This is a genomic window from Ensifer sp. ENS11 (assembly GCF_014851895.1).
Lineage (GTDB): Bacteria > Pseudomonadota > Alphaproteobacteria > Rhizobiales > Rhizobiaceae > Ensifer > Ensifer canadensis.
Genome location: NZ_JACVAN010000005.1, coordinates 22224 through 35260 on the forward strand (window position 1 = coordinate 22224; position 13037 = coordinate 35260).

12 protein-coding genes are annotated in these 13037 nt (G+C 62.6%); 1 reads left to right on the forward strand and 11 read right to left on the reverse strand.

Features of this window, described 5'->3' with window-relative positions:
* The 3 genes from IB264_RS11450 to speB all read right to left on the reverse strand — a co-directional run bounded on the left by IB264_RS11450 (nt 1) and on the right by speB (nt 2800).
* Nucleotides 1-171 (reverse strand): hypothetical protein, encoded by a 171-nt coding sequence (locus IB264_RS11450; RefSeq protein ID WP_107027011.1) that lies wholly within the window; start codon nt 169-171, stop codon nt 1-3.
* A 120-nt stretch (nt 172-291) separates the two neighbouring features.
* Complete coding sequence (locus IB264_RS11455; RefSeq protein ID WP_192433343.1) at nt 292-1800, reverse strand: aldehyde dehydrogenase; 1509 nt, start codon at nt 1798-1800, stop codon at nt 292-294.
* 28 nt (nt 1801-1828) lie between these two features.
* A complete protein-coding gene (gene speB, locus IB264_RS11460; RefSeq protein ID WP_192433345.1) occupies nt 1829-2800 on the reverse strand; it encodes an agmatinase in 972 nt (323 codons plus the stop codon).
* Between the two features lie 91 nt (nt 2801-2891).
* On the opposite strand from speB, the gene IB264_RS11465 reads away from it, so the two are divergent.
* Entirely contained in the window at nt 2892-3824 is a 933-nt protein-coding gene (locus IB264_RS11465; protein ID WP_057216886.1) for a LysR family transcriptional regulator, read from the forward strand.
* Between the two features lie 178 nt (nt 3825-4002).
* Here the strand turns inward: IB264_RS11465 and IB264_RS11470 are convergent, their stop codons facing one another.
* The 8 genes from IB264_RS11470 to IB264_RS11505 form a co-directional block, all read right to left on the reverse strand.
* Complete coding sequence (locus IB264_RS11470) at nt 4003-5019, reverse strand: ABC transporter ATP-binding protein (RefSeq protein WP_025430337.1); 1017 nt, start codon at nt 5017-5019, stop codon at nt 4003-4005.
* Nucleotides 5016-6011 carry an ABC transporter ATP-binding protein gene (locus IB264_RS11475; RefSeq protein ID WP_057207128.1) on the reverse strand — a complete coding sequence of 332 codons (996 nt, stop codon included), beginning with the start codon at nt 6009-6011 and terminating at the stop codon, nt 5016-5018. Before IB264_RS11475 ends, IB264_RS11470 begins: the two co-directional genes overlap by 4 nt.
* Nucleotides 6004-6912 carry an ABC transporter permease gene (locus tag IB264_RS11480; protein WP_025430339.1) on the reverse strand — a complete coding sequence of 303 codons (909 nt, stop codon included), beginning with the start codon at nt 6910-6912 and terminating at the stop codon, nt 6004-6006. The genes IB264_RS11475 and IB264_RS11480 overlap by 8 nt, the downstream gene beginning before the upstream one ends.
* A complete protein-coding gene (locus IB264_RS11485) occupies nt 6903-7838 on the reverse strand; it encodes an ABC transporter permease (RefSeq protein WP_192433347.1) in 936 nt (311 codons plus the stop codon). Before IB264_RS11485 ends, IB264_RS11480 begins: the two co-directional genes overlap by 10 nt.
* A 12-nt stretch (nt 7839-7850) precedes the next feature.
* The gene (locus IB264_RS11490) at nt 7851-9428 is read right to left on the reverse strand and encodes a nickel ABC transporter substrate-binding protein (RefSeq protein ID WP_025430341.1); all 1578 of its coding nucleotides are present in this window, start codon (nt 9426-9428) and stop codon (nt 7851-7853) included.
* Between the two features lie 553 nt (nt 9429-9981).
* On the reverse strand, nt 9982-11379 hold the full coding sequence (locus tag IB264_RS11495; RefSeq protein WP_246811737.1) for an amidohydrolase family protein: 1398 nt from the start codon (nt 11377-11379) through the stop codon (nt 9982-9984).
* A 104-nt stretch (nt 11380-11483) separates the two neighbouring features.
* Nucleotides 11484-12299 (reverse strand): aspartate/glutamate racemase family protein, encoded by an 816-nt coding sequence (locus tag IB264_RS11500; protein WP_025430343.1) that lies wholly within the window; start codon nt 12297-12299, stop codon nt 11484-11486.
* A complete protein-coding gene (locus IB264_RS11505) occupies nt 12299-12955 on the reverse strand; it encodes a flavin reductase family protein (RefSeq protein ID WP_057216884.1) in 657 nt (218 codons plus the stop codon). The genes IB264_RS11500 and IB264_RS11505 overlap by 1 nt, the downstream gene beginning before the upstream one ends.
* Nucleotides 12956-13037: the final 82 nt, after the last annotated feature.

Consider the following 13037-nt stretch of genomic DNA (forward strand, 5'->3'; position numbering starts at 1 on the left):
TCAGGCCCCCCAGATCCAGAAGGCGGCGACGAGCACGACCGTCAACACGGTCATGCCGGTATAGTCGAGCGCAGTCATCGTGCCCTCGAAGCGGTGCCCCGCCTCGATATCCTCATAGATGCGGGCGCGGCGCGCCAGCTCGTTTTGCCAGGCGGTATCGTTGTCTTCCATTGTCGTTCCCCTTGTCGCGTCGCGCCTTCTGGCGTCTTTCCGCGAGAAATGCGGCTCCATCAGCCGCCGATCCTTGGAGCCGGCCGCCCATGGGCGACGGCCGGGCGATGTGTCAGGGCCTCATGGCAGCGTGATCCAGACAGCCTTCGTTTCCATCAGGTAATCCAGCTGCTCCGGCCCCAGATCCTTGCCGAAGCCCGATGCCTTGAAGCCGCCGAACGGCATGGAGGGATCGATGGTGCTGTGGGCGTTGACGTAGATCGAGCCGGCGTTAAGGCGCGGAATAAGCCCATGCACACGGGACAAGTCGTTCGAGTAGATGGCGGCGGCGAGGCCGAAAGCGGAGTCGTTCGCCAGCGCGACCGCGTCGTCCAGTTCGTCGAAGGCATCGGTCACAAGCACCGGGCCAAAAATCTCCTCCCGCACGATGCTCATCTCGGGTTTGCAGCGGGCGAAGATGGCGGGCTCGATGAAATGGCCCGGCCGATCGGGGCTGCCGCCCCCATGGATCAGTTCGGCGCCTTCGCGGCGGCCGGCCTCGATATACGCAGAAACGACCTTCTTCTGCTGCGCCGACACCAGGGGGCCGATATAGCAGTCGCGGTCCAGTCCGGGCGCGACCTTCAGCGTGCGGGTGACGGCGACCAATTCGTCGAGGAAGGCGTCATGGACCGAGCGCTGGACATAGACGCGCGTGCCGGCGTCGCAGACCTGTCCGGAGTTGAAGAATACGCCGTTGACCACCGCGCGGGCCGCACTTGCCAGATCCGCATCGTCGAGCACCAGGACGGGGGATTTGCCGCCCAGTTCCAGCGTGACATGCTTGAGATGCCCGACGGCCGTGCGCCCGACCTCCTGGCCGACCGGCGTCGAGCCGGTGAACGTGACCTTGTCGATGCCGGGGTGGGCCGACATGGCCGCGCCGATCACGCTGCCCCGGCCCGTTACAATGTTGACCACACCGTCCGGAATGCCGGCGTCCTGCACCAGTTCGCCGAAGCGCAGGGTCGCAAGCGAGGTCAGCTCGGCCGGCTTGACGATAGTGGTGCAGCCGACTGCAAGGGCAGCTGCAAGCTTCCAGGCCATGGTCTGGAGCGGGAAATTCCACGGCACGATGGCCGCGACGACGCCCAGGGGCTCCTTGCGGGTATAGGCCAGGTAATTGCCCGGCAGGGACGGCTCGACCGTGCGCCCATGCAACTTGGAGGCCCAGCCGGCGAAATATCGGAAGGTATCGATCGTGCCCTGAACGTCGACCTCTCTGGCGAATGTCACCGACTTGCCCATGTCGATGGCTTCGATCTCCGCCAGTTCGTCGGCGTGCGCTTCGATCAGGTCTGCGAGGCGGTGGATCAGGCGCTCGCGTTCGAGCGGCTTGAGGCGGCGCCAGGCGCCCCCATCGAACTGGCGGCGCGCCGCCTTGACGGCGCGGTCGAGATCCTCGGTCGTGCCTGACGGCACCCGGGTTACCAGGCCAGTCGTGGAAGGTTCGAAGACGTCGAAGGTTGCACCATTGCCGCTGTCGACCCAGGCTCCATCGATGAACATCTTCTGGGGCTTCGCCAGAAACCGCCGGGTCGCGTCGCTGACACCGTATTGATCCAGATAATTGCGGACGTTTTCGTCCATGTCCTGTCCTCCTCGTAGGCCTGCGGCCTCACGTTCCCCGTGCATGCATGACGCGACCGATCAGGTTCATGAGCACCTGCGCGGCCAAAGTGGATGTTGAACCGGAATGGTCGTAGTCCGGTGCGACCTCGACGAGATCGATGCCGACGACCGTGCCGCGCTTGACAAGTGCGGCGAGAATTTCCAGCACCTCGTAGTAGATGAAGCCGCCATGCGACGGCGTGCCGGTGCCCGGCGCGATCGACGGATCGAAGCCGTCGATGTCGACGGTGACGTAGTAGCGCGCGTCGGCCGGCACCCGCTCGGCCACCGCTTGCGTGCCGAGCGCGCGGATCTGGCGCACCGAGAGGATGTCGGAGCCCATCTTGCGGGCATCTTCGTAACCTTCCTTGGCGGTGGAGGAGACATTGCGGATGCCGAACTGCGACAGGCCGCTGACATAGGGCTTTTCGGCGGCGCGGCGCATCGGGTTGCCGTGGCCGTAGCGCACGCCATGGCGCTCGTCGACGAAATCGAGATGGGCGTCGATCTGGACGATGTGGATCGGGCCGTTCTTTTCGCAGTCCTCGGCAAAGGCGTTGACGCAGGGGATGTTGACGGAATGGTCGCCGCCCAGCACCACCGGCAGCGCGCCGGCAGCCAGGATCTTGCGCACGCCGAATTCGATATTGGCGTGGCTCTTCATCGTGTCGGTGTGGACGATGTCGGCATCGCCGATATCGACGATCGAGACCTCACCGCTCGGCAGATAGGTGACGTCGTCCTCGTGATCGTAGGCGCCGCCGTGGCCGAAGGAAAACAGCGTCGAGGCTTCGCGGATCGAGCGCGGCCCGAAACGGGTGCCCGCCCGCCACTGCGTGCCACAGTCGAACGGTGCGCCGAGGATCGCCACATCGGCGTCGATGGCGTCCCAGTCCGGCTGGTAGGGATATTTGCCGAACGTGCAGATGCCGACAAACGGCAGGTTCAAACGTCCGGTTTCGTAGGAATTGCTGGCCATGTCACCCCTCCATAGGTGGAAGGAGTGTGCCGGAGGCAGATACATTTAAAAGCATCTATGATTGCATGTTCACTTGTGCATTAATCAATGCATGATCAACAAGGTCCGCCACCGCGTCCTCCATCTCTCGCTCGGCGATGCCGAGCTTCGGCTCCTGCGGGTCTTCGCTTCGGTCGTGCAGCACGGCGGTTTTTCCGCCGCGCAATCAGCGCTGGGCATGACGCAGGCGACGATCTCCACCCATATGCGCCATCTGGAAGAACGTCTCGGCCTGCGCCTGTGCAGCCGTGGACGCAGCGGCTTCCTGCTCACCGACGAGGGGCGGCTCGTCTACGAGGCGGCCCTCGAACTCTTCGGCTCGCTGGAAAAATTCCAGGGCCGTATCGGCGAGGCGCAGGGGGAGCTTACCGGCAGCCTCAGCTTCGGCACCGTGGACGCCATGATCACCAACCGCAACCTCGACCTCCAGGGCGCGCTCGCCGCCTTTCATGCCAAGGCGCCGCGGGTGCACCTGGAAATCGACGTCGCCGCGCCGCAGGTACTGCATCAGGGCCTGCTGAACGGCACCTACCAGATCGTGCTCATGCCGTCCGTCGGCAGCGTCACGCCGCATTTCCGCAGCCAGCCGGCGTTTTCCGAGATGCAGAAGCTCTACTGCGCCGAGGGGCATCCGCTCTTCGCGACACCCGATGGCGACCTAACCGACGCCGTTCTGGAGACACAATCCTTCGCCGGGCGCACCTACATGCTGAACGAGACGATCTGCGGCGTGAACTTCACCTGGGCGGCCGCGACCCCGCATATGGAAGGGACCCTGCTGCTGCTCCTATCCGGCGCCTATATCGGCTTCCTGCCCGACCACTACGCAGACGAATGGGTGCGCGATGGCCGCCTGCGGCTGCTCGCCCCCGAGCGCATGAGCTTCGAAGACCTCTTCCACATCGCCTACCCGCGCAACAAACCCTCCCGGGCAGCCGAGACCATGGCGCAGGCGATTACCGAAAGCGTGCGTAAGCCGAGCTGACACCGATGACGTTCTGGGAAATGGCGGATCTGGATTGAGCGATTGTCGGACAAAAAAAAGCCCCGCCTGATGGCGGGGCAGGCGCGCGTCCTGATCAGGGGGACGCGAGGGAATGGCAACTTCTAAAGTCGCAGAAAGCGCCGCCGACAACGCTTCGTCGGCGAGCAGCCCTCGCGCTTCACGCGACCGATGCCTCGGGCTGAAGGAGCGCCGATCGCTTGCCTCGATGAAGATCCCGCGCAAAAATGCAGGCGGCGCTGTGGCCCGGCGAAAGGCCATGGGACGGCGGTATAGCCTTGGCACAGTCGTCCACCGCCAGGGGGCAGCGCGTTCGGAACCGGCAGCCGGACGGTGGGTTTGTCGGACTGGGGACTTCGCCAATCATCAACGGCCCCTTGCGGAGCTTCTCGACACGCGGATCCACCTCCGGTGCTGACGCCAGCAGCATCTGCGAATAGGGGTGGCCCGGATGGTCGTAAAGTTCCTGGGACGGACCATGCTCGACGATCTTGCCGAGATACATCACATAGACCCGCGAAGCCGCCTGCCGCACCAGTGCAAGATCATGGGCGATGAACAGGCATGCCACGCCCAGATCCTTCTGCAGGCGCAGGAACAGGTTCATCACCTGCGCACGAATGGAAAGATCAAGTGCGCTCACCGGCTCGTCGCAGATCAGCACTCGCGGGTTGACGGCGAGCGATCTGGCGATTGCCACGCGCTGGCGCTGACCACCCGAGAGCTCGCGCGTGTGACGGTCCCTGACCGCGGACGCCAGACCGACCTGATCCAGAAGCTCCTTCGTGCGACGATCCCGCTCCTCGGGCGATCTGGTGCCGGCGATGACAAGCGCTTCATCGATGGCCTCCCCCACCGTCTGGCGATCGTTCAAGGACGAATAGGGATCCTGGAAGACGTATTGCAGCGCCCTACGGCTATCGCGCAGGGCTGCGCCTGAAAGGCCGCTGAGGTCGACGCCGTCGAGCAACACCCGTCCGCTGCTCGCCTTCTCGAGGCCGACGATGGTGCGCCCGAGCGTCGACTTGCCACAGCCGGATTCACCGACCAGCCCGACGATCTCACCGGGATAGAGTTCGATCGAGACATCGTCGACGGCATGGACAAATTTGCCCCGCTGAACGCTCTTGAAGCGCGTCTGGAGATTTTCGACTTTAAGAACCGGTGCGTGTGTCATGCGGCAGCCTTTCCTTGATTGACGACGGGGCAAGCCACGAGAACCGCACCGTCGTCCGACCGGACCAAAGGGGGGCGGCTATTGCTGCATGCGGGGACGGCAAGCTCGCAACGCGGCGCAAGGGCGCAGCCCTTGATCGGCGCGCCGAGCGTCGGCGGAATGCCGGGGAGCCCTCGAAACTCCGACCCAATTGGATCCTCCCGCCTCGGTATCGCGTTGATCAGCCCCCTGGTGTAGGGGTGACGCGGGCTGACGAGGACCTTGTCCACCGGACCGCATTCGGCGGCACGCGCCGCGTACATGACGACGATGTTGTCGGCGGCACCCGCGACCACCCCCATGTCGTGCGTGATCAGCACCATCGCCATGTTGAGACGACGCTGCACGTCCTTCAGCAGCCGCAAGATTTGCGCCTGAACCGTCACGTCGAGGGCTGTCGTCGGCTCGTCGGCGATCAGCAGCTTCGGCTCGCCCGCAAGGGCAATGGCGATGACGATGCGTTGCCTCAACCCGCCCGAAAGCTCGTGCGGGTATTGCCGGAGCCGGGCCACGGGATCGGAGATCCCGACAAGCTTCACGAGCTCGAGGGCACGTGCCTCGGCTGCCCTCGGCGTCATGTCGAGATGCAATTCGGCCATCTCGGCAATCTGCCGCCCGATCCGGCGCACCGGGTTGAGAGCGCTCATCGGATCCTGGAAGATAAAGCCGACGGACTTGCCGCGAAGCTTCTGGATCTCGGGCTCGGGCAGGCCGATCAATTCGCGCCCCTCCAGCTTGACGGAGCCGGAGAGCATCGTCGACACGCCCGTCGGCATCAGGCCAAGCGGTGCGAAGTTCATCACCGTCTTGCCGCTGCCGCTTTCGCCGACGATGGCGAGACATTCACCCTGCCGGACCGAATAGCTGACACCGTCGACGGGGCGGACCGCCGATTTCGCGGTTAGGAGGTCGACCGTCAGATTGCTGACGTTCAGGAGCGGCTCGTCACGCATCGGAATTCTCCTTGCCCCAGCTTGCGACCTCAAGCCGACGCGCTGCGAGCATGCGCCGAGTGAGCGGTTTTGGAATGCGGTTGAGAGCGATGGACTCCCCGAGGGTGTTGAAGCCGATGACGGCGGCCGTGAGGGCAAGCCCCGGCAGCAGAACCTGACGCGGGTCGGATTCGAGATAGGGCAACGCGTCGACGAGCATCTGGCCCCATTCCGGCGTTGGCGGCTGAATGCCGAGGCCAAGGAAGCTCAGCGTCGCAACCGCCAGAGCGGCAGTGCCGGCGTCTGCCGTCGCATAGACCATCACCGAACCGATCGTACCGGGGAGGAGATGGCCGAAATAGATGCGCCAGGGACTGGCTCCCAGCACCCGCAGCGCCTCGATATGAGGCTTACTCATGATGCTGACTGCCACGGCGCGGCTGATACGCCCACTCATGGGCCACCAGGCAAGTGCCAGCGCCAGCACCATCGTCCAGTATCCGGGACCGACGATCCCGATCACGGCCAGCGAGATGATCAGGCTCGGTACGGACAGGCCCACATCAACGATGCGCATCAGGAGGTCGTCCACCCAGCCCCGGTGGTAACCAGCGATCGTTCCGAGCACGATACCGATGGTCATGGCGATACCGAGAACCGAGCCGACGCTCACCAGCGACGTGTTCGCAGCGATAATCAGACGGCTAAACGTATCACGACCGAGGTGATCGGTTCCGAGCCAGTGTGCGGCCGTTGGCCCGAGACCGGCCTCCAGCAGGTTTTGGGCGCTCGAGTCCTGGGGCGCCAGCCAGGGCGCGAAAGTACCCAGAGCAACGAATAGGCCGATGGTAATCAAGGCCGCCCGCGGCATCTTGTTCAATCGGGCCAGGATAGGATTGAGCATGTTCATGATCAGCTCCATTGGCGGCGAATGCGCGGATCGGTCAAAAGAACCGCTAGATCGACGATCAGATTCACCACGATAAAGAAGGTCAGGAAGATGAGCAGGCATGCCTGCACCACCATGAAGTCGCGAAAGCGGACGCCGGCGAGGAAGTAATCCCCAAGACCCTGCCAGGCGAAAAGCGGTTCGACGATGATCGCAGTGGCCGTCATCAGCCCGGCCTGGGTGCCGAGCGCGTTGATGAAGAGGGGCGTGATGTTGGGCAACGCCTCGCGGAGCAATATGGCTGTGCGACCAAGGCCCTTGCTCTTGGCGGTCAGAACGAAGGGGCTCGTCATCGCTTCCTCCAGCCCTACCCGCACGACGCGGCTGAGGACGGCGGCCGGCAGAACGGCGACGGTGAGCCATGGCAGGATCCAGCTTTTGGGGCCGTTGAAACCGAACGACGGTAGAAGCTGGAAGGTGACGGAAAAGCCATAGATCATCAGCGCCCCGACGAAGAACGTCGGCGTCGATGCGCCGAGGAGCGCCAGACCGCGCGATACGCGGTCCGGCAGTTTGTAGGGCCAGAAGGCCCCGAGGAAACCCAAAGCCAGGCTGATGAGGGCGGCGATCACAGCCGAGCCTGCAATCAGTAGCCCGGTCACGAGCATCCGGTTCGCCAGGTCTGCGCTGACGTCCTGTCCCGTTCTGTAGGAAATGCCGAAGTCGCCGCGAACAGCGTCGCCAAGCCAATCCACGTAGCGCATCAGCAGTGGCTTGTGCAGTCCTATCTCTTCGGCGACCTGTTCGACATAGCCCGGTGTAGCGACCGCCCCGCGAAGCTCCGCGATCAGAACCGCAACATTGCCGGGTGCCGACACCACGAGTGTGAAGCAAACCAGGGACGCCATGAACAGAAGGACCAGGGAATGCTTCAGCCGCTTGCTGATGAAGTGGATCAAGGTACCCTCCTCCTACTCGGCCAGCAGAATGTTTTCGTAGGGCATGTCGTATTCGGTGACCGGGCTGCTGAAGCCATGGAGCCGCTTGGAATGCGCCCAGATGCTCGGCACGTAGACCAGCGGCGCAATCGCGTCGTTGTCCCGCAGCCAGTCATAGACCTTCTGAATGGTCGGCTGGATCTGATCGCCGGTCGCGGCCATCGCCGCATTGATCAACGGATCGAGGTTGACCGGATCGGTGACCAGCTTGCCCTCGACGTCGTTGTGGAAGGTCGACAGGCACAGTCCGACGATCGAGCCGAACGGATCGTAAGGTGCGCCATAGGTCAGGAAGAAGCCGAGATCGTACTTCTGTTCGAGCATGTCCGTGTGCTTGGAGGCATGGTCAACCGAGCGGATGACGAGGTCGATACCGATCTCCTTCATCTCGGACTGGATGACCTCGGCAATCACACGTGATCCCGGCACGGCGTCCGGGCTGACGACCAATTCGAGCGTCAGCGGCTTGCCGTTCTTGGATCGGATGGGGCTTCCCGTCCAGCCGGCCTTTTCGAGCAGCGCCGATGCGGCCGCAGCATCCCGGACAGGTGCATCACTTTGCGTTCCGGCATAAGGCAAGGCGCCCGAAAACATGTTGCCGGCGGGCTTGGCGTAGCCATGGTAAAGCACCTTGGAAATCGCGGCGCGATCGATGCCGATGCTGACGGCCTTGCGCACTTGCGGATCCTTGAGCGCCTCAGCACGGTCGGGATTATAGGCCATCACCAGCGTGACGTTGCCCGGATCGACGACGACGTTGAAACCGGCCGCCTCAAGCTGCTTGCCCTCTTCCGGGGTCAAGGGCGCGATCCAGAAACCGCCGATCAGGTCGAGTTCCTCGGCACGCAATGCCGCAACCCGTGAACGGGCATCAGGGATAACCTTGGCTTCTAGGCGTTCATAGGACGGCAACTCGCCCCAGTAGCCTTCGTGATGCTCGAAGACGCTCTGGGTGTCGTCCGCGCTGATCTGACGCCACGGCCCGGTACCCACAGGCTCCTTGAACTTGCCGTCGGCACCTACGGATTTAGGCGACAGGAAGCGCGTCGGCCGCGTGTAGGAAAGTTCCTGCATGAGCGCGAGCACCGGCTCCTTGAAATGCAGGGTGACGTGGTAGTCGTCGACCACGTCGAGCGACTGGAAGTGCTTTGAGCAATTCATCCAGCTGAACTGGTCGATGCCCATCCAGCGCTCGAGATTCCATTTGCACGCGGCAGCGTCGAACTTGGTGCCGTCCTGGAATGTCACGCCCTCGCGCAACGTCAGATGCAGCGTCTTGCCGCCGTCTTCGATCTTCCAGTCGGTTGCCAGGCAAGGTTCGATCTGACCGCCCTTGCCGTATTTCACGAGCGGCTCGAACATGAGGTCCTGAATGGCCCAGATCGCGTAGTGACTCTGCGGATCGAGATTGCCGGCAGGCTTGGCGATGGCAACCCTGAGCGTGCCGGCGGCACCTTGCGCATAAACGATTTTCGACAAAGCACCCTGCGCCATGGCCAAGCCGATAGCGCCGGCCGCCCCTTGCAGGAACGTACGTCTATTTACTGACATGAGTTTTTTCTCCTCCTTGGCGCGCCCTGCGCCCGCCTAGACACCGCGGCCTCCACGCCGTTTTGTATAGACAAATTGACTGTCTCATGTATACAATCCTGCGTCAAGATCGCATTTTAGATTGTAGACATTTTAGCCGACAAAGCGGTATGCAGACGAGAATTGGGATGAGAATGCGCTGGCACAACCGACGTTATCGTCGCGTTTCGCCCGCGACGAAACGCTGTTGGCGCGAATCCTGGCAGCTGCGACGCCGTTCCACCTCAACAATATCGGCAGAACTTGTATACAATGCGAGTGGAGTTGAATGCTGACGAGACCATCGGCTTCCGGAAGAAGGAGGCCGCACAATAAGGTGCGCTGATCGGCGTGGCCCGCGCGATAGGCAGGCCCAAGATAAATGCGCGGGCCGAGTTCGGTCGCCGCAGTCGTTCATGTGTGGTTTTGGATGGAATCTCGACAACGGCGGCCTGCGTATGCGGCCGCCGTTGATGTAATCAAGCGTATCGCAGCCGGTGCAGAACGCGAGAGCGCTCGCAACGGCGGGTCGGCCTCAGGCTTTGCCGATACTGCCGAACACCAGACGCCCCTGGTGGAAGGTGGCGGTGCGCGCCGGCACGCGAGCCACCGCCTCCGCGGAGCAACTCGCACCGACAAGCGTGAAGGCGGCGTCATCTCCGGCATTTGGCCAGGCACGTTTGCCTTCATCATCCAACGGCAAAACGCCGCCGGTGGCGATGGCCATGGCCCGTGACAAGTGGAACTCATCCGACCCGCGATAAAGCTGCGCGTAGAAATAGGCCCTTTCCAGCATGTCGCCGCTGCCGAACGGCGACCAGTGATCGATGACGCTATCCGTTCCGGTCATCACGAACACGCCTGCCTTGCTCAATTGTGGCAATGGCATCATTAGAGCACCAAGCGGGACCGTCGAGGCGATCGTCATCTGATTTTCCGCCAGGCGGGAGGCAGTCTCCTCCAATGCTTCAGGAGCCAGTGTAGTCAGGGCAAAGGCATGGCTGATGGTTACCTTGCCGCGCAGCGCGGGATTCTTCTCCGTGGTCTCGATCATGTAGTTGATCGCCGCCATCCCCGCCGGACTGGTTTCATGTAGGTGGATGTCTACCCCTTTGCCGGTATCGAGGGCAATCTGGAACATGGCGTCGAGTGACTTCTCCATCGCCCCATCGACGTTGGTCGGATCCAGCCCACCGACATAGTGCACGCCCATCTGCATCGCTTCGCGCATCAAGCCGTCGACCTTGGAATGCAACAAACCGTGTTGTGGGAAGGCGACAATCTCGCAGACGAAGTCATCGCGGTGATTTTCCAGCGCGCGCTGCAGGTGTTCAAGGCTTTTCAGGCCACTGACCGGATCGATGTTGCAATGGCTCCGTGCGACGGTGCTCCCCTTGGATTGAAGCAGCGCGATCAGGCCCTCGGCTCGTTGCTGCGAGGTGGGCAACAATTGGGGGATCAGCTTTTCTTCCAGCGCAATCATGTCCATGATGGTCTTGCCTTGGCGCGGCCGCGGCGCCTGCCAGGGACCACCGTAAAAGGTCTTGTCCAAATGTATGTGCATATCGCGCATGGCCGGCAGCATCAGTTGGCCATACGCCTGATAGCGCGCGACACCGCTGGGCAGCGTTGCGTTCGCGGGATGAAGCGCGGCGATCTTGCCGTCCTTGATCTCGACGGTGTACAGCGCGGTGCGGGTGCCGATGACGATGTCGCCGTCATACTCGAAACCTTCTTCCAGCCGCACGTCAGCCAGCAGGTAGTGACGATCCGTCAGCATGTTTGCTCCAATCTCGGCAACAGGTTCGGCCGTATTCGCAGATACCTCGTGAGCCAGTCCGCCAGTCAGCCCGACGACCGCGCAAGCGGTGGTCAGCTTCCCCGTTTGGCCGAGAAATGCCCGGCGGCTTTGCGACAGTGTCTGTTCCAACATCGTTCCCTCATCGTGGGTTTGGGGAGTTTGCGTAATGATGACAATTCGATTTGCACGGACAGCCGATAGCTGTCGCATCTTGCCGAGCTACGGGACAAGATGTGCTACGGTTGCAGACTGCAAAACGTTACCGTTTCGGCCGAACTGATCACTTCTTGGGAAATGGGCGTGAGAACCATCCGTTGATCAATGATGGGGTGGCACGCCGATACGAGATCACCGGACTTGTCGCGGGGATAAGCGTAGGCGCCAGCCTTCGAGGTCCGAAAGCCACCGCTCACCAATGCCTCGGCGAGCTTGACGGCTGCCGCCACGCCGTCGATGACGGGGACCCCCGTTTCGCGCGATAGCCAATCGCACAGTTCTGCCATGCCGGCGCACCCAAGCACGATGGCATCGACACCATCCTCGCGTATCGCAGCGCGCGCCTCATCGAGGAGTTTCGCGCGCGCGATTGCCGGGTCGGTTTCGAGTGCTAGCACCGGCAGGTCGACCGAGCGCACACGGCGGCATCGCGAGGCAGCCCCGTAGTGCGCGACAAGATCCTCAATCACCGGCACCGACCTCGGCAGCGTGGTGATCACTGTGAAGCGGGTCGCTACGGTTACTGCGATCTGCACCGCCGCCTGGCAGATACCGATGACGGGACCGGAGGCAACCTCGCGCGCAGCGGCAAGGCCGGGATCATCAAAGCAGGCTATCACGTGCGCCGATACGCCCCGCTTCTCGGCGGCACGGATCGCCGCCAACATCGCAGGCACGGCCATCGCCTCGTCCGCGTAGCCTTCGATCGAGGCGGGCGTGTCCGTTGCGGTCTCCGCCTCGATGACTGTGCCCTCCGATCGTGCTGCCTCGGCCGCACGTGCGATTTGGTCGGTCATTGAGGCTGTCGAATTCGGATTGATGACGTGTATGCGGATCATCGGGTGGCTCTCTCCGGCCTGGGGTTCACTTGTGCAAACTCGAAGCGCAGTAGCTCTTCCGGCTTTTTAAGTTCGAACTGGCGATCTGAAGTGATGTAGTTGTCGGCATGCAGCCTGGCGATCGGCTGGTAGGTTTCCGGATTCGCATAGCGCCCTTCGGCATCAAGGCACCGGTCCTGGATATGCATGTGCACGACTTTGCCGATGACGAGCACGCGCTTGTGATAGTCGAGGATGCGGTCGACCCTGCATTCGAAGCTGCATGGACTTTCGGCGATGCGAGCGACGTCGATCTGGTCACACGGCACCGGTGTCAGACCGGCGAAATCCAGTTCATCCACTTCTGAGGCGAAGTTGACGCCGCAGACGATCATCGCCTCGGCGAGCGCCATGTCGACCATGTTGACAACGAACTCGCCGGTTCGGCGGATGTTCGAGACAGTGTCCTTCTCATCACCATTGCCGCGGTTCTGGATGCCGAGCACCACCAAAGGCGGCTCGTGGGCAAACACGTTGAAGAAGCTCATTGGCGCCGCATTATTGTGTCCGGCCGGCGACCGGGTTCCAACAAGCGCGATGGGGCGCGGACCAATGAAATTGGTCAGCAATCGATAACGATCGGGAGGGGGTAGCGTGGTGAAATCGATATTCATGTCCGGTTCTCCTCCATGACCGTTCAACCGCTTATCACTGCGCCGACGCACGGCGCGTCGACCGGCTGGGACGTCCCAGCGT

Coding starts and splice junctions, on each gene's coding strand:
- IB264_RS11450 (WP_107027011.1), bottom strand. CDS start 171: ATGGAAGACAACGATACCGCCTGGCAAAACGAGCTGGCGCGCCGCGCC.
- IB264_RS11455 (WP_192433343.1), bottom strand. CDS start 1,800: ATGGACGAAAACGTCCGCAATTATCTGGATCAATACGGTGTCAGCGAC.
- speB (WP_192433345.1), bottom strand. CDS start 2,800: ATGGCCAGCAATTCCTACGAAACCGGACGTTTGAACCTGCCGTTTGTC.
- IB264_RS11465 (WP_057216886.1), top strand. CDS start 2,892: ATGATCAACAAGGTCCGCCACCGCGTCCTCCATCTCTCGCTCGGCGAT.
- IB264_RS11470 (WP_025430337.1), bottom strand. CDS start 5,019: ATGACACACGCACCGGTTCTTAAAGTCGAAAATCTCCAGACGCGCTTC.
- IB264_RS11475 (WP_057207128.1), bottom strand. CDS start 6,011: ATGCGTGACGAGCCGCTCCTGAACGTCAGCAATCTGACGGTCGACCTC.
- IB264_RS11480 (WP_025430339.1), bottom strand. CDS start 6,912: ATGGAGCTGATCATGAACATGCTCAATCCTATCCTGGCCCGATTGAAC.
- IB264_RS11490 (WP_025430341.1), bottom strand. CDS start 9,428: ATGTCAGTAAATAGACGTACGTTCCTGCAAGGGGCGGCCGGCGCTATC.
- IB264_RS11495 (WP_246811737.1), bottom strand. CDS start 11,379: ATGTTGGAACAGACACTGTCGCAAAGCCGCCGGGCATTTCTCGGCCAA.
- IB264_RS11505 (WP_057216884.1), bottom strand. CDS start 12,955: ATGAATATCGATTTCACCACGCTACCCCCTCCCGATCGTTATCGATTG.